The sequence below is a fragment of the Gordonia sp. KTR9 genome (genome assembly GCF_000143885.2).
Taxonomy (GTDB): domain Bacteria; phylum Actinomycetota; class Actinomycetes; order Mycobacteriales; family Mycobacteriaceae; genus Gordonia.
This window is the reverse complement of record NC_018581.1, coordinates 1,157,571-1,180,633: the sequence shown is the minus strand read 5'-3', so window position 1 is coordinate 1,180,633 and position 23,063 is coordinate 1,157,571. Positions and strand designations below refer to the sequence as shown.

The 23,063-nt window shown below is 68.9% G+C and carries 21 protein-coding genes, 1 pseudogene and 1 other annotated feature; of the genes and pseudogenes, 9 read left to right on the top strand and 13 right to left on the bottom strand.

Annotated features, from left to right (window positions below):
- Positions 1-24: 24 nt before the first annotated feature.
- From KTR9_RS06105 to KTR9_RS06090, 3 genes are all read right to left on the bottom strand, one after another.
- Positions 25-1,307 (bottom strand): IS3 family transposase gene (locus KTR9_RS06105; protein ID WP_085949824.1). Its coding sequence is split into 2 segments (ribosomal slippage): positions 25-1,019 and positions 1,019-1,307, totalling 1,284 coding nucleotides; the frame shifts between segments, so codons are not numbered across the junction.
- Positions 901-1,029 (bottom strand) — a sequence feature (AL1L pseudoknot). Its footprint overlaps the gene before it by 129 nt.
- 49 nt (positions 1,308-1,356) lie before the next feature.
- Positions 1,357-2,457: a hypothetical protein gene (locus tag KTR9_RS06095; protein ID WP_238554042.1), complete on the bottom strand. Its 1,101-nt coding sequence runs from the start codon at positions 2,455-2,457 to the stop codon at positions 1,357-1,359.
- Positions 2,458-3,116: 659 nt separating this feature from the next.
- Positions 3,117-4,019, bottom strand: coding sequence for an alpha/beta fold hydrolase (locus KTR9_RS06090; RefSeq protein WP_193363230.1), 903 nt, complete (start codon positions 4,017-4,019; stop codon positions 3,117-3,119).
- Between the two features lie 30 nt (positions 4,020-4,049).
- On the opposite strand from KTR9_RS06090, the gene KTR9_RS06085 reads away from it, so the two are divergent.
- A complete protein-coding gene (locus tag KTR9_RS06085) occupies positions 4,050-4,973 on the top strand; it encodes an alpha/beta fold hydrolase (RefSeq protein ID WP_010844536.1) in 924 nt (307 codons plus the stop codon).
- 496 nt (positions 4,974-5,469) lie between these two features.
- Here KTR9_RS06085 and KTR9_RS06080 read toward each other — a convergent pair.
- From KTR9_RS06080 to KTR9_RS06060, 5 genes and pseudogenes are all read right to left on the bottom strand, one after another.
- Positions 5,470-6,554 (bottom strand): annotated as a pseudogene (locus KTR9_RS06080) (IS110 family transposase).
- Positions 6,555-6,735: 181 nt separating this feature from the next.
- Positions 6,736-7,644, bottom strand: a complete 909-nt coding sequence (locus KTR9_RS06075; RefSeq protein WP_014925653.1) for a copper resistance D family protein — start codon at positions 7,642-7,644, stop codon at positions 6,736-6,738.
- Positions 7,645-7,663: 19 nt separating this feature from the next.
- Positions 7,664-8,215, bottom strand: a complete 552-nt coding sequence (locus tag KTR9_RS06070) for a copper resistance CopC family protein (protein ID WP_014925652.1) — start codon at positions 8,213-8,215, stop codon at positions 7,664-7,666.
- Entirely contained in the window at positions 8,208-8,951 is a 744-nt protein-coding gene (locus KTR9_RS06065; protein ID WP_014925651.1) for a YcnI family protein, read from the bottom strand. The genes KTR9_RS06070 and KTR9_RS06065 overlap by 8 nt, the downstream gene beginning before the upstream one ends.
- A gap of 85 nt (positions 8,952-9,036) precedes the next feature.
- Entirely contained in the window at positions 9,037-9,552 is a 516-nt protein-coding gene (locus KTR9_RS06060) for a hypothetical protein (RefSeq protein WP_044506039.1), read from the bottom strand.
- A 72-nt stretch (positions 9,553-9,624) separates the two neighbouring features.
- Here KTR9_RS06060 and KTR9_RS06055 point away from each other — a divergent pair, with 72 nt between their 5' ends.
- Complete coding sequence (locus tag KTR9_RS06055) at positions 9,625-10,464, top strand: GNAT family N-acetyltransferase (protein WP_014925649.1); 840 nt, start codon at positions 9,625-9,627, stop codon at positions 10,462-10,464.
- 44 nt (positions 10,465-10,508) lie between these two features.
- Complete coding sequence (locus KTR9_RS06050) at positions 10,509-11,726, top strand: alkaline phosphatase family protein (RefSeq protein WP_044507642.1); 1,218 nt, start codon at positions 10,509-10,511, stop codon at positions 11,724-11,726.
- Positions 11,727-11,875: 149 nt separating this feature from the next.
- On the opposite strand, the gene KTR9_RS06045 is transcribed toward KTR9_RS06050, so the two are convergent.
- Together KTR9_RS06045 and KTR9_RS06040 are read right to left on the bottom strand one after the other, a co-directional pair.
- On the bottom strand, positions 11,876-13,009 hold the full coding sequence (locus KTR9_RS06045) for a DNA polymerase IV (RefSeq protein WP_014925647.1): 1,134 nt from the start codon (positions 13,007-13,009) through the stop codon (positions 11,876-11,878).
- Between the two features lie 54 nt (positions 13,010-13,063).
- Positions 13,064-13,780, bottom strand: a complete 717-nt coding sequence (locus KTR9_RS06040; RefSeq protein WP_014925646.1) for a hypothetical protein — start codon at positions 13,778-13,780, stop codon at positions 13,064-13,066.
- A gap of 287 nt (positions 13,781-14,067) precedes the next feature.
- Between KTR9_RS06040 and KTR9_RS06035 the strand changes: the two genes are divergently transcribed.
- On the top strand, positions 14,068-14,712 hold the full coding sequence (locus KTR9_RS06035; RefSeq protein WP_014925645.1) for an Rv1733c family protein: 645 nt from the start codon (positions 14,068-14,070) through the stop codon (positions 14,710-14,712).
- 30 nt (positions 14,713-14,742) lie between these two features.
- Here KTR9_RS06035 and KTR9_RS06030 read toward each other — a convergent pair whose 3' ends face one another.
- From KTR9_RS06030 to KTR9_RS06020, 3 genes are read right to left on the bottom strand one after another with little or no spacing between them, the layout of a single operon-like run.
- Positions 14,743-16,545, bottom strand: coding sequence for an Hsp70 family protein (locus tag KTR9_RS06030; protein WP_014925644.1), 1,803 nt, complete (start codon positions 16,543-16,545; stop codon positions 14,743-14,745).
- A 45-nt stretch (positions 16,546-16,590) separates the two neighbouring features.
- Positions 16,591-18,408: a dynamin family protein gene (locus KTR9_RS06025; RefSeq protein WP_014925643.1), complete on the bottom strand. Its 1,818-nt coding sequence runs from the start codon at positions 18,406-18,408 to the stop codon at positions 16,591-16,593.
- Positions 18,409-18,435: 27 nt separating this feature from the next.
- Positions 18,436-19,818, bottom strand: coding sequence for a GTPase (locus tag KTR9_RS06020; RefSeq protein ID WP_238554040.1), 1,383 nt, complete (start codon positions 19,816-19,818; stop codon positions 18,436-18,438).
- Positions 19,819-20,035: 217 nt separating this feature from the next.
- Here KTR9_RS06020 and KTR9_RS06015 point away from each other — a divergent pair, with 217 nt between their 5' ends.
- The 5 genes from KTR9_RS06015 to KTR9_RS27910 all read left to right on the top strand — a co-directional run bounded on the left by KTR9_RS06015 (position 20,036) and on the right by KTR9_RS27910 (position 22,973).
- Positions 20,036-20,401, top strand: coding sequence for a hypothetical protein (locus KTR9_RS06015; protein WP_044506035.1), 366 nt, complete (start codon positions 20,036-20,038; stop codon positions 20,399-20,401).
- 63 nt (positions 20,402-20,464) lie between these two features.
- Positions 20,465-21,004 (top strand): RNA polymerase sigma factor, encoded by a 540-nt coding sequence (locus KTR9_RS06010; protein ID WP_010844550.1) that lies wholly within the window; start codon positions 20,465-20,467, stop codon positions 21,002-21,004.
- 158 nt (positions 21,005-21,162) lie between these two features.
- Positions 21,163-21,489: a hypothetical protein gene (locus KTR9_RS06005; protein WP_014925451.1), complete on the top strand. Its 327-nt coding sequence runs from the start codon at positions 21,163-21,165 to the stop codon at positions 21,487-21,489.
- 61 nt (positions 21,490-21,550) lie between these two features.
- On the top strand, positions 21,551-22,432 hold the full coding sequence (locus tag KTR9_RS06000; RefSeq protein WP_014925641.1) for an AlbA family DNA-binding domain-containing protein: 882 nt from the start codon (positions 21,551-21,553) through the stop codon (positions 22,430-22,432).
- A 307-nt stretch (positions 22,433-22,739) separates the two neighbouring features.
- Positions 22,740-22,973 (top strand): hypothetical protein, encoded by a 234-nt coding sequence (locus KTR9_RS27910; RefSeq protein WP_238554038.1) that lies wholly within the window; start codon positions 22,740-22,742, stop codon positions 22,971-22,973.
- Positions 22,974-23,063: the final 90 nt, after the last annotated feature.

Below are 23,063 nucleotides of genomic sequence, written 5' to 3'. Positions count from 1 at the left end.
GCCCCGGGTTTGCTGGAGGCTCGGTTAGTTGGTTCCAGCGTTTGCGGGGACCGGGTTCTCACGGTAGCTGGTGACGGTTTGGGTCGACCAGTAGGCGCTCTCGTACTCGACGGGTGGGACGTGTCCGATCTCGCCGTGCAGGCGGCGGTGGTTGAACCATTCGACGTACTCAGCGACGGCGATCTCGACCTCGCCCACACCTGCCCAGCCGCCTCGCGGGCGCATCACGGGGTTACGGATGCATTCGGCTTTGAACAGCGAGTTGAACGCCTCAGCCATCGCGTTGTCGTATGAATCCCCTTTGGAGCCAACAGATGTCACCGCTTCGGCTTCGGCCAGTCGTTCGGTGTAGCGGATGGCTCGGTATTGCACTCCGCGGTCGGAGTGGTGGATCAGCCCGGCCACGTCGTGGCCGGCACGCGACCGTGCCCACAATCCCATGTTCAGGGCGTCGAGGGCGAGGTCGGTGTGCATGGTGGTCGAGACCTGCCAGCCGACGACCATCCGCGAGAACACGTCCAGGACGAACGCCGCGTACACCCAGCCCGAGTGGGTGCGGATGTAGGTCAGGTCCGCCACCCACAACGCGTTCGGTGCCGCCGCGGTGAACTGACGGTTGACCCGGTCAGCCGGCCGGGGTGTTTCAGCTCCCTCGCTGCGCGTGGTCTTGCGTGTCTTGAGTCTCGCTATCCCTTGCAGCCCGTCGGCTTTCATCAATCGCTCGACGGTGCAGCGGGCAGCACTATGGCCCTGTCTGCGCAATTGGGCATGCACCTTGCGGGCACCGTAGACGCCGAGGTTGTCGGCATGCACCGCGCGGACCTGGGTAAGGAGCTCCCGGTCACGCACCACACGAGGCGCCTCGGTCTTCTGGGGGCTCAGGTGGGCTCGTACCGTGGACGGAGCGATCTGGGCGGACGTATCGCGCAATGCCGCACAGATCGGATCGACTCCGTGTTCATCGCGGTGAGCCGCGACGAACTCCACGATCAGCGCTGTGGGCGGTCGATCTCCGCCGCAAAGAAAGCCGAAGCCTGCTTCAAGATCGTGTTCGCTCGCCGCAGTTCACGGTTCTCCCGCTCCAACGCCGCGATGCGGTCAGCGTCCTCACTCGTGGTGCCCGGGCGGACCCCGCCGTCGATCTCGGCCTGACGAACCCAATTGCGCAACGCCTCGGGATGGACTCCGAGCTGATCGGCGATCCGCTTGATCGCACCTCTCGACGAATCGGGATCTCGTCGCGCTTCACATGCCATCCGGGTGGCCCGGTCCTTGAGTTCCTCACTGTACTTGCGTGGTGCTGCCATGCTCTCCATCCTTCACAGGTTCGAGAGCCTCCGACAGACCCGGGGCGGTTCAGTTGGCGATACTGCCGATCCGGGTGTGCCGGCCGTCCGCCGACGCCGGCGTGGCGTCGATCGTCGCCGGCGGCACCGTCTCGTACCACAGCCCGCGCCGGTAACTGGAGAAGCGGCCCAGGTCGGTGGTGGAGTACACGTCGAGGTACGCGGTGGACAGCGGCCTGGTCTGCGGACCGGTCACGCCCGCCGTGATCCGGTACCGCCGCACATCACCGCCGGAACCCATGACCCGCGGACCCCAGTCGAACACCTGGGGCTCGGTGATGCCGATTCCCAGCATGCGCATCTGCCCCAGCCAGTCCTCGCCGATCGGCGGCGAGGCAACAGGTTCCGGCGAGTTCGGCGCATGCGGGGTGAGTCCCAGGATCACCAGCGCCACAAGCCATCCCGACGCCAGCGTGACGATGGACTGCTTGGGCAGGGCGGCGGGTGTCGTCCCGACACCTCCGCTGCGCACGCGCACGATGATCGCGATCGCCGTCATCGCGGCCGCGGGCACGGTGAAGGCCAGTGCCGGAGCACCGGCCAGCACCCACACCAGCCCGAGGCCGACCAGCGCCGCCGCACCCGTCGTGGCCACGGCGACTCGCGGACGCCGGCGCAGCGACATGTAGCTCACGACGAGCCCGAGACCGACTGTCAGCACTGCGAAGGCAGTCGTCGACCCGCCGAACGCCTGCCCCAGGAGCAGGAAGTTCGGCGGGAAACAGACCAGCAGGAACGCCCAGACGAGGTAGTCGCGGACGACGCGCCGGATCCCGAAGATCACGATCGACGCGGCGAACACCCAGATCAGCAGCGGCAACAGGTCCGCGTGCCAGAACGCGGCGACCGCGGGAATCCGGGGAACGACCAGCGCCGCGGTCAGACCGAGTCCCCCGCCGATCACCACGACGAGGATGCGATCGAACTCGCCGTCACCGATCTCGCGACCGCGAGGCGTGGTGTCGAGGCCGAGTGCGATCATCAGCCCCCACACCGGGATGAACAGCAGATACGCCGTCGGCGACCCCTCGGCGAGCGCCGTGACGTTTGCGGAGATCGCCGGTGCGAACGCCAGCATGGCGGCGCCCACGATCGAGACGTAGCGGACCACGATCGACACCTCGCGCGGTCTGGTGAGCGCAACCCGGACTCTTAGTCGGCGACCCGGCTTCGGGTTCGACGGAGCACTGCCTGTGTCGACATCCGCAATCGGCGGTGCCACAGGCACGAAGGAATCAAGAACGGTCATGGGCCCTCCCCCTGGACGGTGCCCGAGCCTCGAGCTCGGGCACCGAGAGCGACTCGACGCCAACCCCGCGGGGCCTCCCCTGACATCCGAATCGCGAACTACCGGAAGACTAACGCTAAAGAGATTCTTGATAAAGCCGCCCAGGGATGGTGGCGTCTGGCGCGATGGCGCGAATGCAGCCTCGACGCACAGGCGAAGATCTCAATTTGAGATCACGTGATCCTCACCAGCACTTGAATTTTCATAGTTCTTGCGTCACCTGGAACAAGGCGTCACGAAAGTGTGGCGACATCGGAACCCTGACACGCTTTTGTGGGCATAGTCACGGAGCCAGAAGTGGGTCATGCGTACCAGTCCAACAACCGAAAAGCCTGCGCCACAAGCACTGACAACGGATTACTGTCGATCAGAAGGCGAGGATTGATGATCGCTAGACCCCGCCGATCGCTCCTAGCGACTGACAAACAAAAGTTGTCGTTCGGTAAGCGCAGCGCGCCGAGCGAACGGAATCACTCAGAAGATCAGCCCTCAGCGGATGTGTGAACTCCGACGGCCGACGGCCTCGTGACCGCATCGACCGCCTCGGCGAACGGCGGAATGAAGTACCGCGCGCCGAGGACACAGCACGCGTGACCACCATCGACCTCGAAACGCTGCGCGCCGGGGATGCCGTCGACCAGCAACTGCTGACGTTCGGGTTCGACCACGCGGTCGCGGATGGAGACGACCACCGCGGTGGGTACGTCGACCTCGTGCAGCCAGTCACGGGAATCGAACTCCCCCAAGCCGTTTCCGAAGTCACCGAGGTGCGCGAGCGGCGTCGAGAAGAACTGTCGGAGCGCCCAGATGGTGGTGTGGGACGCCTTGTCGAGGCTCTTGTCGGACACCCTCGGCAGCACCCGGTACACCGGGCGCAAGATGCGTCCCATGCGTTCCGACGACGCGCGGTGCCGGGGATCGTTGGTGCTGAAGAACGGACCGGTCGAACACAGCACCAGGCCGGCCACGCGCTCCGGGTGGCGCCGCCACACCAGCTGCGCGATCCCGCCACCCATCGAGAATCCGGCGACCGTGAACCGGTCGATGCCCAGGACATCGGCGAGCGCGACGACGTCGTCGGCACAGTCGCGAAGGTCGAATGTCTCGGACTCGATACCGCGGCCGTGCCAACGCGCGTCCAGGGTGATGACCCGGTAGCGATCGTTGATGGCGGGGATGGTCGGGTACCAGCAGAGCAGCCCGGTCGTCAGCACCGAGTGCAGGAGGAACACGGCGGGAGCGTCGCGCGGACCCGAATCGGTGACGAACGCCCGCCCGCGTCCGGGGAGCTCGACCATCCGTCCGTCCGGGATGTCCCGAGCCGGGTACGGGGTGAACACGTGGCGGATGGCGCGCGCGGTGCCGTGAACGAACTCGGGGATCACGCCATCAACGGTACGTGAGATGCTGGTCACATGATCGACATCGCCCGTCCGAAAATCGAGGGGTCGATCGCCGTCGCCGACGGTGATCGTCGGATCGGATTCGCCGAGTACGGATCGGCCACCGGACGGGCCATCGTCTGGCTCCACGGAACACCCGGTGCGCGACGCCAGATCCCCGTCGAGGCGCGCGCGTACGCACTCGAACGTAAGGTCCGGCTCATCGGACTGGATCGCCCGGGCGTGGGGTCGTCGACCCCGCATCGGTACGACAACGTCGCTGCCTTCGCCTCCGACCTCGCCGAGGTCCTCGAAGCCCTGGGCATCGACGACTTCGCGATCATCGGGCTCTCCGGCGGCGGACCGTACGCCCTCGGCGTCGCGCACGCGATGCCCGACCGGGTGACGGCGGCCGGCATCCTCGGCGGTGTCGCCCCGACGGTCGGGCCCGACCGTATCGAGGGCGGCGCCATGCGCCTCGGCACGCTCTTGGCGCCACTCGTCAGCGTCGCGGGCGACCCGATCGGCCAGGTGCTCAGCGTCGCCCTCGGCTTCGCCCGGCCCATCGCCGAACCCGCGATCACCATCTACGGACGGCTGTCCCCGCAGGCGGATCGAGAACTGTTGGCGCGACCGGAGTTCCGGGCCATGTTCCTCGACGACCTGCTCCACGGCGGGAGCCGCCGGATGGCCGCGCCGTTCGCCGACGTCGTGGTGTTCGCACGGGACTGGGGTTTCCGCGTCGGCGACGTCACGGTGCCGGTGCGCTGGTGGCACGGCGACGACGACCACATCATCCCGTACGCCCACGGCGAGCACATGGTGTCGCTGCTCCCCGACGCGAAGCTCTACGAGATGCCCGGTGAGAGTCACCTCAGCACCCTGCACATGGCGACCGACATCATCGACGAACTACTCGCGCTCTGGGACCAGTCGCGGCCGCCGTTGGGCGAGTGAGGCTCGACCCCCCGCTCCCTGAGGTGCGAGCGAAGCGAGCCACGAAGGGCATCACAACGTGCCTCACCAGGCCCTTCGAGGCTCGTCGCTGATATGTAGTGCTGCTTTGTCAAGTTCCATGGCGAGTTGGCCTCCTTGCTAGGGGGCTGTAGTGGGGGTTGGCCACCCGCCGCGGTGTGTGGTGGTCGTTACTCGCGACGGTGTTGTCGGACTGATATACGCGGGTTGGTTACCGCTCAACGGTGTTCGACAGGAGATGAAAACGCTGACCGACGGGTCTATGTAAGCGTGCGTACCGTGCACCCAGAGGTGTATACGCGGGTTGGTTACCGCTCAACGGTGTTCGACAGGAGATGAAAACGCTGACCGACGGGTCTATGTAAGCGTGCGTACCGTGCACCCAGAGGTGCTGGCGCACATAGCGACGCCGTGGATTCGTTCCCTGTTCACCACAGCGCAGTCGCGGCGGGTGGCCAAGATTGTGTGTCAGTGCTGGTTAGTCGTCGAGCACCGCCAGCGACCAGCACCAGCCGGCGAGCTCACGAGCGATCGCGGTGTTGGCCACGCAGGGATGCTTGCTGCGGCGGTCGAATTGTTGCCAACGCTTGTGTAGCCCTCGGTTGCCGGCATGGCCACGGGCGCGGGCCGAGGGTGAGGCGGCCTCCCACCGACGGCGCAGGGTCTGTCCGGGCGTGCCGTAGGGCCGCCGGTGTTGCCAGGCCGCCTCGACCAGCAACCGCCGCACGTGGGCGTTCCCGGCCTTGGTGATCGATCCCTGACTGCGGGTACCGCCGGTCGAGTATTCCGAGGGCACCAACCCGGCGTAGGAGCCGATCGTGGCGCCACTGAACCTCGACCAGTCGCCGATCTCGACGGCCAGAGCGAACGCGGTCAGCGTCGACACACCCCGCAGACATGACAATCGGGTGACCACAGCCCGCCACGGATCGGTGGCCGCGGTCTGTTCGATCAGCTCATCGAGGCGGTCTCGGCGTGCGGTCACGCTCAACACCGCGTCCAGGTCGTTGTCGAAGGCGGCTTGCAACAGCGGCAGCTCGAAACGTTGACGCTGCAGCCACTGTTGATGAACACCGGTCCAGGGTTTCCCGCCGGAGTAGACGATCCCCTGGCGCAGAAGCAGTTTGGACAATCGATGCCGCGCCCGCATCAGGTCGCTGCGAGCGTCCTCGCGGGCGCGGACCAGATCACGGGCCGCTTCGGTACCCTCCTCGGGCACACCGACCGCGACTACCTCGCCCAGGCGCAGCAACTTCGCCAGGTGCGCAGCGTCTCGGGCATCGGTCTTGACGCGGTCCCCGGCTGGCCGTTGCAGCTTCGAGGGCGCGGCAACCACACACTCCATCCGGCCGCAGTGATCGCCCGAGCCAATCCGAAACCCGTCGGACCGGCCTCGTAGGCAACCCGCACAGGCGGAGCCAAGCTGTGAAGCCAGCTCACGATGGTCGCCGCATCGGGAACCAACGTCTCCCGAATCACGTTGCCGCTGTCCTCATCGATGGCGTGAGCGACCACCGAACGAGCGTGAACATCCAATCCGACACTTGTACCCTGAACAATCACCGGAGGCCTCCTGATCTGCAATGTGGTGCTACCGCCGAGTGTGAACTCAGCAGCAGCAACCCACGATGTGTTTGCAGCTTGAGGCCTTCGGCCCCAAGGCCCTCATACCGTCTATCGCTCCTCGCACCTCAGGGACCAGGGGTTATGCGGTTCTTTCGGATTAGCGAGCAGGTGGGAAAGCTCAGCCGGCGGGGATCGGCGGTGTCGCCGACAACCCGGCCGCCAGTCCCAGGGCGACCGCCATGATCGCCAGTTCGACGACGGCGGCACGGACGGAGGCCGTCTCGCTGCTGCGATGCCGCTGCACCGCCGGTAACCAGCGTCGTCGATGCCAATCCGCGAGGCCCACGAGGATCGCGAGCACCGCGGCCTTCGCGAGGAGGATGCGGCCGTAGCCGCTGCTCACGAGGTCGGCCGGACCGCCGATCTCGACGAGCCCGGAGACCACGCCGGTCACCGTGAGCAGACCGACCGCCCAGGGGGCGCGGCCGGAGAAGACCGGCAGGCTGCGCGCCCACCCCGACCGCCCGCGGACCGTGATCAGCATCGCCGCGAGAACCCCACACCACCAGGCCGCGGCCAGCGCGTGCGCACCGATGAGGAACGGACCCCACGAGTCGTTGCCCGCGTGACCGGCGATCGAGGTGGCCAGCACCCCGATCGCCGCGAGCGCACCGACCACGAGGACGGGTATCTCGATCCCGGTCAGCAGGTCCAGCACCACCCACACGACGATCAGCAGCGCAACGATCAGCGCGACCATCTCGGGTGCACCCGAGAACAGGACGTCGCCGAAGTCGCCGGCCGTCACCTCGAGCACCTCGGTGCCCGCCCGATCGGCGGTGCGGATCCAGGCGCTGACCAGTACCGCCAGCACCCACACCCCGGCCAGCAGGCCGATCACCCGGGTCGAGGGCTCGGCGTCGACGGTCGGTAACGCACCCAGGCCGAGCAGCACCACGGAGACGCCCAGCGCGAGGGTCGTGGGCACGGCGACCAGGTCCGGACCGTCGGGACGGGCGAGCAGCCAGCTCACCACCAGACCGCCGGCCAGGGTCACCACGAGGATGAACCCGTTGCGGAGTGTCATGTCACGATCCGGATGGTCGTCAGCGCCGTGTCGACGGTCGCCGGCTCACCCAGAACACGACGCCGAGTCCGACGATCAGGACCACGGCGGCCCCGGCGATGAACCACCACACCGGGATTCCCTCGTCCGACGACGCGTCGACGGCCTCGATCGCCGGGCCCGGTTCGCCGTTGCCGGCAACCGCGAGCTCGAACGTGCGCTGCCCGCTGATGACGTGCCCGTCGGCCGAGGTCACCCGATAGTTGACGACGTACTCGCCGGCCGGACCGAGCTCGCGCACGCCGACGCGCACGTTCGGTCCGTCGACCGAGGGGTCACCGGACTGCCAGTAGTGATCGTCGGGCCCGACGACGTTGAGCACCGCATACGACGACTGGACCGGTTCGTTGAAGGTCAACGTGACCGTCTGCGGGCCGGTCTGCACCGTCGCGCCCTCGGCGGGGTCGGAGGACACCAGCCGAGAGTGCGCCGACGCCGGGGCCGCGGCCCACGATCCGACGAGCCCGAGACACAGCAGCGCCGCAAGCACCAGGACGACGCGCCGACCAGCCACCGGACGACGGTCAGGCATTGCCGCCGCCACGGCCGTTACGTCGGAGCACAGTCAGCGCGGCCACGCCGATCACCGCGCCGAGAGTGCCGACGACCAGGCCGATTCCACCGAGCCATCGAGCGGCGGAGTCTGCGGAGGATGACTCGGAGGTCTCCGAGCCCTGCGAACCGTCCGACGCCTGCGCGCTGTCGGTCGGAGCGGCGGCGTGCGAGCCGCCGTGGTGGCCGTCGCCGGAGTCGGGCGGCAGCGTCAGGGTCGGCGCGGGCTTCTCCGGCTCGGAGCCGTCGGCGGGCGTCGGCTGGTTCCAGTCGGCGGTCTCACCGTCGGCGTAGGTCTGCAGCGCCGGGAGTTCGACGGTCTCCTGCTCGGGGAACGGTCCGCCGGAGAACCGGAACTGGCCGAACTGCCCGACCGGAACGCCCGGCGAACCCGGGTCGGCGGTCCAGGTGATCTCGGTGACCTTGTCGTCCTTCTTGGTGACGACGGACTTCCAGCCCGGCATCACCTCGGGACGCGCCGAGGTCAGGCCCGGCAGCGTCACACGCAGCCCGGTCGTCGCCGCGGCGTCGGACTCGTTGGGGACGACGAGGGTGACCACGCCGTACCCGCCCTGCGTGACCGTCGGTGCGTTGGCGGTCACGTGCGCCGACGCGGCACCCGCACCCGCGAAGGAGGCGAGGCCGACGACTGCGGCGGCGGTGGCGGGCGCGATGATGCGGCGGGCGATGGTCGCCCGCGGAGAACTGAGCTTCATTGAATGTGTCTTTCGATGGTTTTCGGGACCGGGCGCATGGACGCATGCATCGACCCCACATCTGTCGATCTGGGGTTCGGGCGCGTCAGAACGTGCCGGGTGGTCCGCGAACGCCGTTGCCGCACAGCGCAGGTGCGGCCGGAACACAGGGCTGCGTCCAGAAGACGGGCGCTGCCGGGCGCGCCGCGAGGGCGACCGGCGGCACCAGCGATCGGATGACCGTGCCGATCGAGGCCAGCAGATGCGCACCGACGACGATCAGCGCCGCGCTGAGCGGGATCGCCACCAGGTGGGTGAGGAGCATCGGCAGCGTCGAGGTGCCGTGGGCGGCGTGCCCGGCGTCGAGCGCGAGAGCCCAGTGACTCGCCGCCTGCGCGACGGACAGGATCATCGTGGTCGACACCGCAGCCGTCAGGAATCGTCGCCGACCCGGCGCGAGCAGCATCGACGCGACCGCGCCGATCGCGACGCTCAGCAGGATGCCCGACGAACTCGGCATCGCCCCGCTCGCCGCACCGTGCGCGGCGACCGCCACCGCGGGAACCACACCTGCCGCGGCGACGCGCGAGAACGCGTCGGGCGATCGGGAGGTGCGGGACATGCCTTGATACTAGATCGGCGGGCTGGGCCAACCCCGACCCCGGTGCCGCGGGGCGATGACACAATCGTTCCCATGTCGGATGCATCCCTCGGTGTCGAGGTTCGTGAACTGTCCTCGCCCGACGAACTCGAGGACCTGCTGCGGATCTTCGACGACGTGTGGCGGCCGGACCCGACGAACCGTCCCGTGGGTACCGACATGCTGCGGGCGCTCAGCCACGCCGGCAACTACGTCGCCGGCGCCTTCATCGGCGACCACCTCGCCGGTGGCAGCGTGGCGTTCTTCGGCGCACCGGTCGGCGAGACCCTGCACAGCCACATCACCGGGGTCACCCGGCGCGGGCGCGGACACCAGGTGGGTTACGCGCTGAAGATGCACCAGCGCCGGTGGGCCCTCGAGCGCGGCCTGTCGACGATCACGTGGACCTTCGATCCCCTCGTCGCGCGCAACGCCTACTTCAACCTCGCCAAGCTCGGTGCGACGCCGATGCACTACTACGAGGACTTCTACGGCGAGCTCGGCGACGAGCTCGGCGGGGACGCCGACTCCGACCGGGTACTGGTCGCCTGGGATCTGAACACCGCTGCGCCGTCGGGGCCGGGGGTTTCGGGGCCGCCGCAATCGGTGGACGAGCTGCTCGCCGACGGAGCGGTGTCGATCATCGACGTCGACCAACCGTCCCGCCCCGTCGCGCACCACGAGCGCGTCACCCCCGAAGCCGGCGTCGTCGTCGAAGTGCCGCGCGATGTCGAGTCGATGCGGGTGAGCGCGCCGCTCGACGCCGCCCGGTGGCGGATCGCGCTGCGGGATGCGCTGTCGCCGTTGCTCGTCGAGGGAGAAGCGCGTCGTGCCGTGAAATTCCTGCGGTCGGGACATTATGCCTTCGGTCCGGCCGGTTCGGGGGCTCGGTGACGGAGGCTGTGGACCCGCTCGCTCCGCTCCCGGCGTCCGAGGCTGTGGACCCGCTCGCGGCCGATCCTGCTCCTGTCGAACCGACCCCGACCGAACTGACCCCGGCCGACTGGCACGGCTTCCCCCACACGCTCGCCGACGTCCTGCCCGCCGCGTCGGTTGCGCTCGGAATCGCACCCGGCGGCGCGGGACCCGTTGTACCGCCGGGCGATTCGGTGGTGGTGCTGCTGATCGACGGACTGGGCGCGACTCTGCTGAACGACTACGCCGACCATGCCCCGACGCTGCGCGAACTGACGTCGACGACGCTGCGGGCCGGGTTCCCGGCAACCACCGCCACCAGCATCCTGAGCCTCACCGCCGGGACGTCGTGCGGAGTGCACGGGATCATCGGGTACAGCTTCCGCCCGGGCGACGAATGCCGCACCCGCGGGTCCCGGCGCGTTCTCAACTCGCTGCGCTGGACCCTCGACAACGCCTCCGGCCCGTCGGCGTTGATGACCTATCCCCCGGCCCTCGTCCGCACCGAACGCGGCAGCCTGGAAGAGCTGGCCGCCGAAGGTGTCCGGGTGACCTACGTGATGCCCGGCGAGTTCCGCGGAACCGGCCTGACGATGGCCGCGTTCCGTGCCTCGGGGCAGTTCGTGCCCGCCGTGACCCCCGACGGCATCCGGGAGGCCGTGCTGACCACCCTGCGTCGCCGGAGTCGCCACCGGCGGTTCGTATACGCCTACTACAGCGAACTCGACATGGCCGGCCACATCCACGGCCCGGGGTCGGCGGAGTGGCTGGCGAAGCTGCATGTCGTGGAACGGCTGGTCGCCGACCTTGTTTCCGAATTGAACGATGGGACAACCCTTCTCGTCACCGGTGACCACGGGATGATCACCGCCGACCGGGCGATCGACATCGACACCTCACCCGTCCTGCTCGACGGAGTCGACGCGGTGGCCGGCGAGGCACGGGTCCGGCACGTCTACGCGACACCGGGATCGGCCGACGACGTGCTGAGCGGGTGGTCGTCATATCTCGGCGACGCCGCCCACGTCGTCCCACGGGAGCAGACAATCGATGAGGAGTGGTTCGGACCGATCGTGAGTGATGCTGTCGCACAACGCATCGGCGACGTCGTCGCGGTGGCCCGCGGCAACACCACCCTCACCCGCAGCACACGCGAGACGATGGAGTCGATGATGCTCGGCCATCACGGCGCCTGGACCGCCGCCGAACAACTCGTGCCGCTGATCGTCGCGTCGGGGTAGGGGCGCGCCCTTCGAGGCTCGTCGCTTGCGCTCCTCGCACCTCAGGGAGCAGTGGAGGCGTCCTCGCCTGCGCTCCTCGCACCTCAGGGAGCAGTGGAGGCGTCGTCGCTTGCGCTCCTCGCACCTCAGGGAGCAGTGGGGGCGTCCTCTCAGGGAGCAGTGGGGGCGTCGTCGGTCACCAGGTCCAGGCGCACGCCCAGCAGGCGGACCGGGCGGTCGATGTCGAATCTGCCGAGCAGGTCGGCAACCACCGACTCCAGCTCGTCGTAGTCGAGGCTCGGCGCCGGGAGCTTGCGCGACTTGGTGCGGGTGTAGAACGACGTGGTGCGGACGGTCACCGCGACGCGGAAGGGCAACCGCTCCTCGCCGACCACCTGATCGAGCAACTCACGCAGGAGTTCGGCGGCGGCGGCGCGCATCTCGGTGGCGTCGGCGAGATCGGTCGCGAAGGTCCGGGACTTGGAATGCGAACGGGCCAGATACGGTTCGGCGGTGATGGCCGAATCGCCGCCGCCGCGACAGAGGACGTACAGCCAATTGCCCTGGTGCGGTCCGAAAGTGGCGATCAGGTCCTCGCGCGGGGCGGCGATCAGCTCGGTCACCGTGTCGACCCCGGCGGCAGCGAGTTTGGCCGACGTCTTCGGTCCCACGCTCCACAGGTCGCGAGTCGGCCTGTCCCCCATCAGGTCCAACCAGTTACGGTCGTCGAGCAGGAAGACGCGCGGGGCGTCGACGGCGTCACCGGGAGTGGTGGCCGGCGGACGTTTGGCGAACCCGGTGGCCATCTTGGCGCGCTGTTTGTTGTCGCTGATGCCGACGCAACTCGTGAGCCCGCACCGGTCGAGGATCTCCGACCGGATCCGTTCGGCGAGGTCGACGACGGCCTCGTCGTCCAAGGGATCGACCTCCGCGCCGCGCGCACTCACACCGAGATACGCCTCGTCCCAGCCCCAGACCTCGACCGGATGGCCGGTGGCGCGCAAGACGTCCATGACGTCGGCCGACGCGGCGTCGTAGGCACTCATGTCGAGCGGCAGGTACACCGCGTCCGGCAACTTGCGGTGCGCTGCCCGCAGCGGCATACCCGCACGCACGCCCACGTCGCGCGCCTCATACGACGCGCAGGTGACCACCTTGCGCGCCTCCGTCGGATCGCCGTTGCCGCCGACGATCACCGGCACCCCGACGAGTTCCGGGGCCCTCAGCCGCTCGACCGCGACCTGGAACTGGTCGAGGTCGACGTGCAGCAGCCACCGATAGCGCTGCGGAACCGAAGTGGTCACGCCGCCCAGGGTAATCCCCGAGCGTCGCCGGGATCACCCGGCGATCCGGTCCGATCAGCCGGCGATACGGACGTCGACCTCGCCCAGACCCCCCGACCGGCACGCGGTGCGCAACGAGTGTGGGTTGTAGCGCAGCACCGACAGCCGTCGGTCGGAGCCGTGACCGGCCTGGGCGAAGGCCGCACTCGCGGCGATGATGTGGTCGGTGAACTCGGCGCGCGCGGCGGGGTCGGCCTTCGCGACCACGCAGCGCAGCACCTGCTCCACGAGGGCGCGATCCCGATGGAGCGGCGGCGGCATGAGATTGAGTGCCGGAGAGGCAGTTCCGCAGTTCGTCGGGTCGGTCAGCGCATGCGCCGCGGCAACCAGGTAGGCGACGGCGACCAGCGTCGGGCGCCGGTCATCATGGTCGGGTCGCGAGACGGCGGCGCGGTATGCCCGCACCGGCTCAGACGTCGCGACATCGGTCAGGTCGGCGTCGTGCCCTGGCCCGGTCAGCCCCAGGACGGCGAGCGCCTCATCGTGCGGTGACGGAACCTGTTCCGCGGCAACCGCTTCGGCGTGCATCAACCGCAGGCGAGCAACGATCGCCTGGTGCCGTCGAAGCGCGGCGTCGATCTCGGGCACGAGATCGGCGGTCACCCCGAACACCGCGGAGTCCTCGGCGAGCGCCGCGTACCCGGACAGGACGATCGACTCCTCGATGTCGATCGCCTCGACGATCGCCGACGACGTGAGAAACGTGCGCGTACCGCGTCTCGACGCGCGCACAGACAAAACGCTGGTCAACTGAACCCCTCCACATAGACCATGAACAGTGACGATCATGAACACGACGACGAGCACGATCGGTGCCCCTCGAGTCGACCCCCTACGCCCCGGCACCCCCACGTGATGTAGGCCGGTCGGCGCAAGCTGACGATACGCGGAGTTCGGGCCGTATGTGAGTCGAACGACTGAACTTGCCGGGTTCGACGCCCGCATAGGGACCAAAGGCCCTGTCCCGGCGGTCCGCTTGCAACGACCATGTAAAGGGCGACCGGCATCAGGAGGGCGACATGCTGCGATTCCTCGCCCGCGAACTCCACAGCTGGCGTGTCATGCACGCATCGTCGAACGGTCTGGTCCGTCGCGGGGACCGTCTGGAAACCGTGACCCTGGTGATGCTGTGGCTGGCCGCCGTCGCGGGTGTGATGATCGCCCTGACCGTCGGCGGCGACACCTACGCGGCACACAAGACGGCGGCCGAGAATCAGGAACCGCGACATTCGGTGAGCGCGACGATCATTCGCACATCGGGCCAGGGCAGCGGCGACCAGAGCGATCAGCCCAGCCACATCCAGGACAAGGTCATCCAAGACAGCCTCGACCAGAACGGTGCCGGCCCGGACTCCGACTACACCACCGTGGCGTGGCAGGACCCGAACGGCCATCGGCTCACGGCCGCCGTCGACGCCGAGCCGCTCGACTCCGTCGGCCGGGTGCGCGTCGTCTGGCTCGACGACTCCGGCTCGGTGGCGGACCCGCCTGTGACCACCACCGATGCCGTGATGGAGGGTCTGATCGCCGGGACCGGGGTGGGGATGTTCGTCGTGCTCGGGTGGTGGGGCTCGACCGTGCTCGTCCGTGCGGTCGCCGATCACCACCGGTCACGGCGGTGGGACGCCGAGTGGCGTCAATTCGACATCGACAGCCATCCCTGATCGACGCCGCTTCGTCGAGCGTCGGGTGCGTCAGCCGCTGACGACCGCCCAGATGACGAAGGCCACCCAGGCGACGGCGCCGAGGATGTTGACCACGAGCGCCGTCGTGGTCAGGGCGTCACGCCGGCCGCCGGCGCGGGTGATCCCCACGACCGTGAGCACCAGGCCGACGACCGTGCCCAGGCACAACGGGAAGCCGAGAATGCCCACGATCAACCCCGCCAGGCCGAACCCGTTCACCTTCTCCGGCTGCGCAACAGGTTGCGCGGAAACGGGCTGGGCCGCAACCGGTTGGGCCGGAACGGGCGGGGCCGAAAGAGGCCGGGCCGAAACAGGCTGGGCGATGACAGGCTGCACCGGAACAGGCTGGGGCGGAACGGGCTGCGCGGAAACGGGCTGTTGCGCGGGTGGCACGGAACCGGGCCGGCCCCGTACGGGCGAGGTCCCGGCAGGCATCCGGTGCAACCGGGACCACTGGTCGGGTCGTAGGTCGGCCGGACCGACGGCCCCGAACACCGCGCCCGGCTGGACGGCGGCCCCCGGCCGCAGGTCGAGGCCGTGCAGCGTGCCCGCCACCGGCGCGTCGATCGTCACCCGCCCGGCCGGGGAGTCGACCGTGGCCAGGGGCTCCCCTGCTCGCACGATCTGCCCGTCGCGTGCCGAGACACCGGCGATCACCGAGCCGGCCGGCAGCGACGGGAACGCGACACGACGAGCCCACATCCCGGTCCCGACCTTGTCGGTGTCGATGCCGGGGACGACATTGGTCGAGCGGAGGAGGCCCCCCTGCGCGACGACGACCTTCGGGTCACCGATCCGGGCGACGCGACCCACCGACGACAGCGCGGACTGCAACATCGGGATGCTGCTGGTCCCGCCCGTGACGTAGACGATGACGGGTCCGTTGGGTCCGGTGCCCGCGGCGTCGGCGCGGGCGATCGCATCCCGGGTCAGCTCGACGGCCCGTTCCACGAACGGCCCGATCATCGCTTCGAACTCGCGTCGGGTCAGCAGCAGCGTGTGCCGGGTACCGGGGAGTTCGATGACGGCCTGCGCGGTGTCGGACAGCGCTTCCTTCGCCGCCCGCACCCGGTCGGCGAGGGCGATCGCGGCCGCCGGGGCGCGGAGCCGGCCCGGGAGGTCGGGATCGAGTTCGGCGGCTTCGTCGTGCACCCAGCGGATCATCCGGGCGTCGAGGTCCCGGCCGCCGAGGTGGTTGTCGCCGCCCGACCCGGTGACGGTGAATCCCTCGGCACCGTCGCGGACGAGGACCGCCACATCGCAGGTGCCGGCGCCGAAGTCGAAGACGCACATCCGTTCGTCGCCGCTGACGTCGTGCCCGCGGTAGACGTAATACCAAGCGGCAGCCAGTGATTCGGAGGCGATTCGCAGAGTGTCGGCGGGGATGCCGGCGCGCTGGGCCGCGCGTCGGAGGACGTTCTTGCGCCGCTCGCTCCAGCGGTCCGGATGCGTCAGGACGATCGAGTCGAACCCGGGCAGTCCGCTGTGGCGCAATGCGGTCCGGTGCACGTGCCGCAGCACGGCGCCGATCAGATCCTCGACCGGCCAGAACCGGTCGCCGAGTTCGATCTCGCCGTCGTCGATCCGCGACTTCGGGGTGTCCTCGAAGGCGTCGGGGGCCTGCAGCCTTCGCAGCACCGCCTCGTGACCGACGACGATGGACGCGTCGCCGGCGAACACCGCCGAGGGCATCGCGGGTCCGCCCTGCCCGAGCGGCACGATGACCGGCTCACCCAGCCCGACCCGATATGCGGCCGCAGTGTTGCTGGTGCCGAAGTCGATACACAGTCGCCGCCTGCTCTCCTGCGCCACGTGGCCACCTCCTCAGGTGCAAATCGTTGCACACGACACCGGTATTCATCCGGCGGGCGCTCGAAGAACGCGGGCGATCGACTTGCGCACGTTGTCCACGGCGACGATCTGATTGCGGAGATCCGCGGCGGTCTTCTCGCGTTCGGCCGCGGACTTCTTGGACTCGGCCGCGGCGTCGTTGATGATCTTGGTCGACTCGGCCAGCAGCTTCTCGAGCAGTTCGTCGTAGGCGATCTGCAGGTCGCCGCTCGCCTGCGCCTTGATCGACTGCAGCTGGGACCGCACGTCGGCCTTCATGTCGTTGACCGCTTTCGTCAGCCACTTGCGGTGGTTCTCCTTGCCGACCTTCGACGCTCGGAACCCGACGACCACACCCGCCCACACCGGCACCGCGACGACGTTGACCACCGGGATGATCGCCAGCGGCCCGCCCGCGGCCACGATGGACAGCAGGATCGGGTCGACCATGTTCTTCCACGGCGAGATCTTCTCCTGCTCACGGAGCTTGAGCTCTCCCGCGCTGCCGGCGATCTGCCCGACGAGCTCGTCGGAGATGGCGGCGTCGGCGAACAGCGCATCGGCGATCCGCTCGATGCCGGCGACGAACGACGCGCTCACCTCGCGGGCCGCGGCCTCGAGGTCGACGGTCATCTGCGCGATCAGCTCCTGACCCGCCCGGTGCGGTTCGTAGAAGCGGAGCTTGTCGATGCGCGTGGACCATTGGCCGAGCAGTGTGTCGAAGCGGTCGCGCATGAGATCGTCGGTGCGCAGCGACGCCGCGGTGATGTCTTGCGTGAGGCGCGCCCGCCACTCCCGGCGGCGATCCTTGAGGCGCTGGAGACGGTCCCGCTCGGCTGCGATGTCGGCACGTTCGGCGGGGGTCGCGGTGGCGGCCTTCATCTCCAGGACGAGGCGGGTGCGGACGTCGTCGAGTCCGGCGAAGGTCAGCTGCAGCGCGTTGCGCACCGGGGATGCGGCACCCTCGCGGACCAGCGGGCTCAGGGCGTCGACGAGTTCTCCGACGCCCGACGCCGCGAGCGCCCGTTCGCGACGATCGGGATCGGTGATCGCCGCGGCCTGCGCGGCGATGCGGTTGGACACGCCGATGATCGGGATGTGGGCGAACCGAGGGGCGTTGGCGCCGATGAGTTTTCGGTTCTCGGCCACGATCGTCCGCCACTGGCGCATCACGAGGTCGGTCTTGGTGACCACCAGCACCACCGAGGCGACCTCCTCGCTGACGCTGCGCAGGAAGTCGAGTTCGGGCGCGCTCAGCGGTGCGGTCGCATCACACACCATCACCAGCACCGACGCTCCGCGAGCCGCGCTGACGGCGGCCTCGACGTGTTCGGGGACCAGCGACCCGACACCGGGCGTGTCGACGACGGTGACCCCGGGCAGCAGCGCGGCGTCGACCCCCACGCGCGCCGAGACCGGGGGCACGAGAACGGAATCGATGGGCGTGCCGGGCGCGAGACGTTCCGCGGGGACGCCGGCCGCGTAACGCCCGCCGACGGTCACCCAGTCGGCGAGCTCGGTCGCCGGGATGCGGTGCGCGGCGCCGGGGAACTCGACGAGGGCCGTCCCGGCCGGCAGGTCGTCGGTGGCGGGGGTGTACCGGACATAGACCGACGTGGTGATCTCGGTGTCGACAGGCGCGAGTCCGTTCACCCCGAGAAGGGTGTTCACCAGTGAGCTCTTGCCCCGGCTGACCTCACCGATGACCACCACGGTGCCCTGCGGCGCCGGCCGGTCGCGGACGCGAAGAGCGCGGTCGGCGATCGCGTCCTCACCGTGCTTGCGCAGCGCACCGACCGCCGTCTGCAACACCGCCTCGGGCGCGGCGGGTTCCTTGGAAGTCACTGTCTGCTCTCCTCGTTCGCCATCGCGTCAGTTGACCCACAGTCCGCGCCGGATGAGTTGATAGGTCTGCTCGAGGACCAGCAGCGCCTCCCGTTCCGCCGACGTCGCCGCGAAGGCACGCCTCGACCGGCAGTCGGTGGCCCGCTGCCGCGCGGCGTCGGCGATCTGAGGTGGCGCGGCGTTCGGCGGCAGCGACAGCAGCACGCGCACATCGCGACTCGCGACCACGAGGTTGAGCTCACCGACCAGTTCGCTGTCGGGCTGCCACCGGGCGAGGGCCTCGAGCGCGGTGACCTCGCGAAGCCGGTGCAGCGCGGGTGACGTCTCGGCCTCGTCGATGGCCTCCAGGAAGGCGTCGCGGCGCGCACTGCGGTAGGCGGACTCGCGCAGTGCGGCCAGAACGGTGCGGGCCTTGAGGATGTCGCCGACCGCGAGGAATCGCCGCCCGATCGCCAGTCGCAACTCATCGATACCCGAAACTCGGTGCAGCCATTCGCAATAGGCCCTCGCGCCCTGCCGCGCGATCTCGCCGCCCGCATCCATCGCGTAGGTGCCCACGAGTTGCTCGAGCCGGCCCAGTTCGTCGACGTCGATCCCCGGCGGAGCAGGCATCCCGCCGTCGAGGATGGTCAGCAGCTCCCACGACTCGAGCTGCCCGCGTCGCGAGATCTGCGCGGTCTCGCGTTCGGTGACCCCGCAGACACCCGCCTCGGCCATCAGCCCCGACACCGCGACCACCGCGCCCGCGATCGCCGGGAACCGCCGCCACACCCGGCGCGCGATCTCCTGGGCCTTGAGCATCGGGTTGTCGGCGGCGATGAGGTCGGCCTGCGAGATCACCAGGATCGTGTTCTGTGCCGACGCCCCGGCGTCGGCGAGGAACGCGACCTCGTCGGCCTTCGGTCCCGCGGCGTCGTCGAGCAGGAACAGGATGACGTCCGGCCGGGCGAGCCGCCCCTGCCGGCCGAACACCCGCCGCGTGGCGATCTCGGCGGTGTCGGTGAACCCCGACAGTCCGGGGGTGTCGATGACCCGGAAACGCTCGCGGAGCAACCGCGACGGGGTGTGGACGACCGCGTGGTCGATCTCCTCGGCTGGTCGGCCGAGGTCGCCGCGCATGGGGCCGGGGAGTTCGGTGACCGTGCCGTCGAGGCCGATCACCTCGACCCGCTGCGGGTTGCCCTCGGTGTACAGCGCGGCGACCCGGGTGCACTCGGCGCGGTCGGTCGGGGCGACACGGTCACCGACGAGGGCGTTGAGCAGCGTCGACTTGCCCGAACTCACACGTCCGACGAGGGCAACCGTCAGCGGCTCGGCCAGCTGGGCGCGCAGGGCGTGCAGTCCCGCGGGGTCCGGCGACAGCGGGCCCACCTCGTCGAGCAACTGCTCCACGCGACCACGCACGGTCATGCGCTGCTCCACGAGATCTGACCTCCCGAGACATTTCCGAATCCGGTGGGAACATTCCGGGCTCGGCGGCACTCCTAGGTACGTGCCGAGAATTCTCCATCACTCCTCGGCGCCCGGCAGTCGACCGGATGACAGTATCCGTGTCGAGTACCCGCGCGTCGGAGAATCCGGCGGTACAGATATCGGATGACCGACACACCTGCAGAGGCGGAAGACCATGACCGACAACCTGGATGACAGCTTCGAAGACGGCGGTTCCGACGGGGACGGCTTCGAGGAATGGCTGCGTGACACCGATCCACCCGGTGAACTGAGCGTGCCCGAGGCGGCGTGGGACGCCGCCGTCGACACCGCCTTCGACCCGTCGTACGAACTCACCACCGACCTGACCGCCGCACCCGGTCCGGATCCGCTGGACGCCGAATCCGAAGCCGATGTCGCCGGCTTCGACGACGTCGATCCGCTGTCGGACGACGTCGCCGGGGATCAGCCGGTGTCCGGCCCGGACGACGACGTCTTCGGCGGAACCGAGGATTCGGTGGACGATCCCTTCGAGGCCGGGACGATCGATGACGACTTCTGAGAAGCGCGGCATCGAAAATCGCGATGCGCTGCCACGGCAGGGAGGCGGCCCTACGATGAGCGGGTGCAGTCGTTGATCGACGAATCCCCGTCCGGCGCGGATCTTCTCGAACGCGCCCGCGCCGGAGATCAGGCAGCCTTCACCACGCTCGTCGAGCAGCACCGAGACCGGTTGTGGGCCATCTGTCTACGCATCACCGGCAACCAGCACGACGCCGAGGACGCGATGCAGGACGCACTCGTCGCCGCATGGCGCGCGATCGGCAACTTCCGGGGCGACGCGCAGCTGTCGACCTGGCTGTACCGGATCGGTTCCAACGCCGCGCTCGCCCGCATCCGCAAACGCACGGATGCCGATGACATCGCCGACCACGACCCGATGAGCCACCTGGACGTCGCCGCGCAGGTCGTGGTGTCCGATCGCATCGCCGAAGCGTTGTCGCAGGTACCCGACGCCTACCGGGCGACTTTCGTGCTGCGCGTCTACGGCGAGTTGAGCTACTCCGAGATCGCCGAGGCGCAGGGCATCGGTCTGCAGACCGTGCGCAGTCGCATCTCCCGCGCACGCTCCATCTTGTCCGAGTTGCTCGCGGACCTGCGGTGACGGCAGTGCCGCGTGACCGGCGCGATGAGGTAATCCGCGCGAATGAACGCAACGCGACTTCGGGGCACGGGGGAACAAACCGGGCCAGACTCACCTCCAAGTAACCAGAACCACTTCACCTCCCGGCGCCACCACGCCACACCCGAAAGGACCCCGCCATGAGCACCGAGATCCCCGCCGACGCCGTTCTCGTCGACACCGACGGCGACGGAGCCGTCGACGCCGCCCTCACCGACGTCGACGGTGACGGCACCACCGACGCCATCCTCGACACCGACGGCGACGGCCAGGCCGACTCCATCGCCTACGACACCAACGCCGACGGCGAGATCGACGTCATCGAAGCCGACACCGACGCCGACGGATACACCGACATCGCCGTCGCCGACACCGACGCCGACGGCACCTTCGACACCGCCGTCGACGACGAAGGCAACGTCGAGGTCGGCGACTTCGGCAGCATCGACGGCGGCGACGCCGTCTGACCCCTCGCCCGTTTCCATAGCCCGAAGCCGCGTGTACCGCGGCTTCGGGCTATAAAACGGTGTGGGCACGATCGGCGGACTCGAATTCGCGGTACCGGTCTGGGCGACTGCGACCGCACTGGTACTGGTGCTGGTGGTCGCATGGTTGTTCGGTCTCGTCGCCCGGTGGTCGCTGCGCAGACGCGCTCGCCTCGACGCCACGACGGCGATGGTCCTGTCAATCCTCGGCACCGCGCTCGGTCTCTACATCGCCGGCCTCGTCGACAAGCACCTACGGGTGTGGAGCGCGACGACGGTGGTGCTCGGCCTGATCAGCTCGGTCATCGCGGTCGCGACCTATGCCGCGCTGGCGGCTCGGCTGCAGCGGCAGTCCAATGCCACTGTCGCCCAACTGCTCTCCGACGGCGAGTCCGACCGGCTCGAGTTCAAGTCGACCGCCCGGGTGAATCTGCGCAACGGTGAGAAGGACCAGCGCATGGAGCAGGTGATCGTGAAGACGGTGTCGGCCTTCCTCAATTCCGACGGCGGGACATTGGTCATCGGCGTCGCCGATGACGGAACGCCCCTCGGTCTCGAACCCGACTTCGCGACGCTGAAGGTGCCCGACGCCGATCGGTTCGAACTGTGGCTTCGCGATCTCCTCACCACCACGCTCGGACAGAACACCGCGGCGGCGGTCGGGATCGTCGTCGAATCGGTCGCACGGCCCGGGGAATCGGGGTCGGTCGAGGTGTGCCGCGTGACGTGCTCGCCGTCGCCGCGGCCGGTCTACCTGCGCGCCGGAAAGAATGCGCTGCCAGAGTTCTGGGTGCGCGCGGGCAATTCCACCCGCCAGCTCACCGTCGATGCGGCCGCCGACTACGTCATGCACCGCTGGCCACTCGGCGCCGGCCGTGCAGTTGCGGCCCAGATCCGTGCGGCGGTCCGATTCTCGGCGGGCTGAGAAATCTCATCCAGCTGAGCGACGTCGAAGGGCATATTGCCCTCCGCCACCCGTGAGATGGACGAGAAATCGCGGACATCGGCCGGTCCCGATGAAACCGGGTGCCGGTTCGCTGCGTCAAAGCAGGCATGACCTCGGATTGTGGCGTCTTCACACTGAACGAACTGACCGCGCTGGGCTGGACGGCGGAGGACATCAAGCAGGCCCGGCGCACCGAAACCCTGACCCCGCTCGGTTACGGGTGGGTTCGCGCGGCCAACGCCGATTGGCAGGCCGTGGCTGCAGTGACCGCGGGGCGGTCTCGGCGATGTTCGAGCGGTGCGATCCGCGTTCGCAATCCGGGACCGAATCGATCGTCCGGCTCAGACTCATCGCCGCCGGTTTCGACGTGGAGGTGCAACCGTCCATCGGTGACCGCGAGCGAGCTGACCTGCGAACGGGGTCATTGCTCATCGAATGCGACGGCGAGTCGTACCACTCGGACAGGGCGGCCTTCGGCAACGACCGTCGCCGAGACCGGATGACGATGCTCGACCGGTAGATGACGATGCGACTGACGTACGACGACGTGCTCTACGGGTGGGATCAGGTTCTCGAGGAGATCCGTGCGGTCACCCGCCAGGACCGGCAT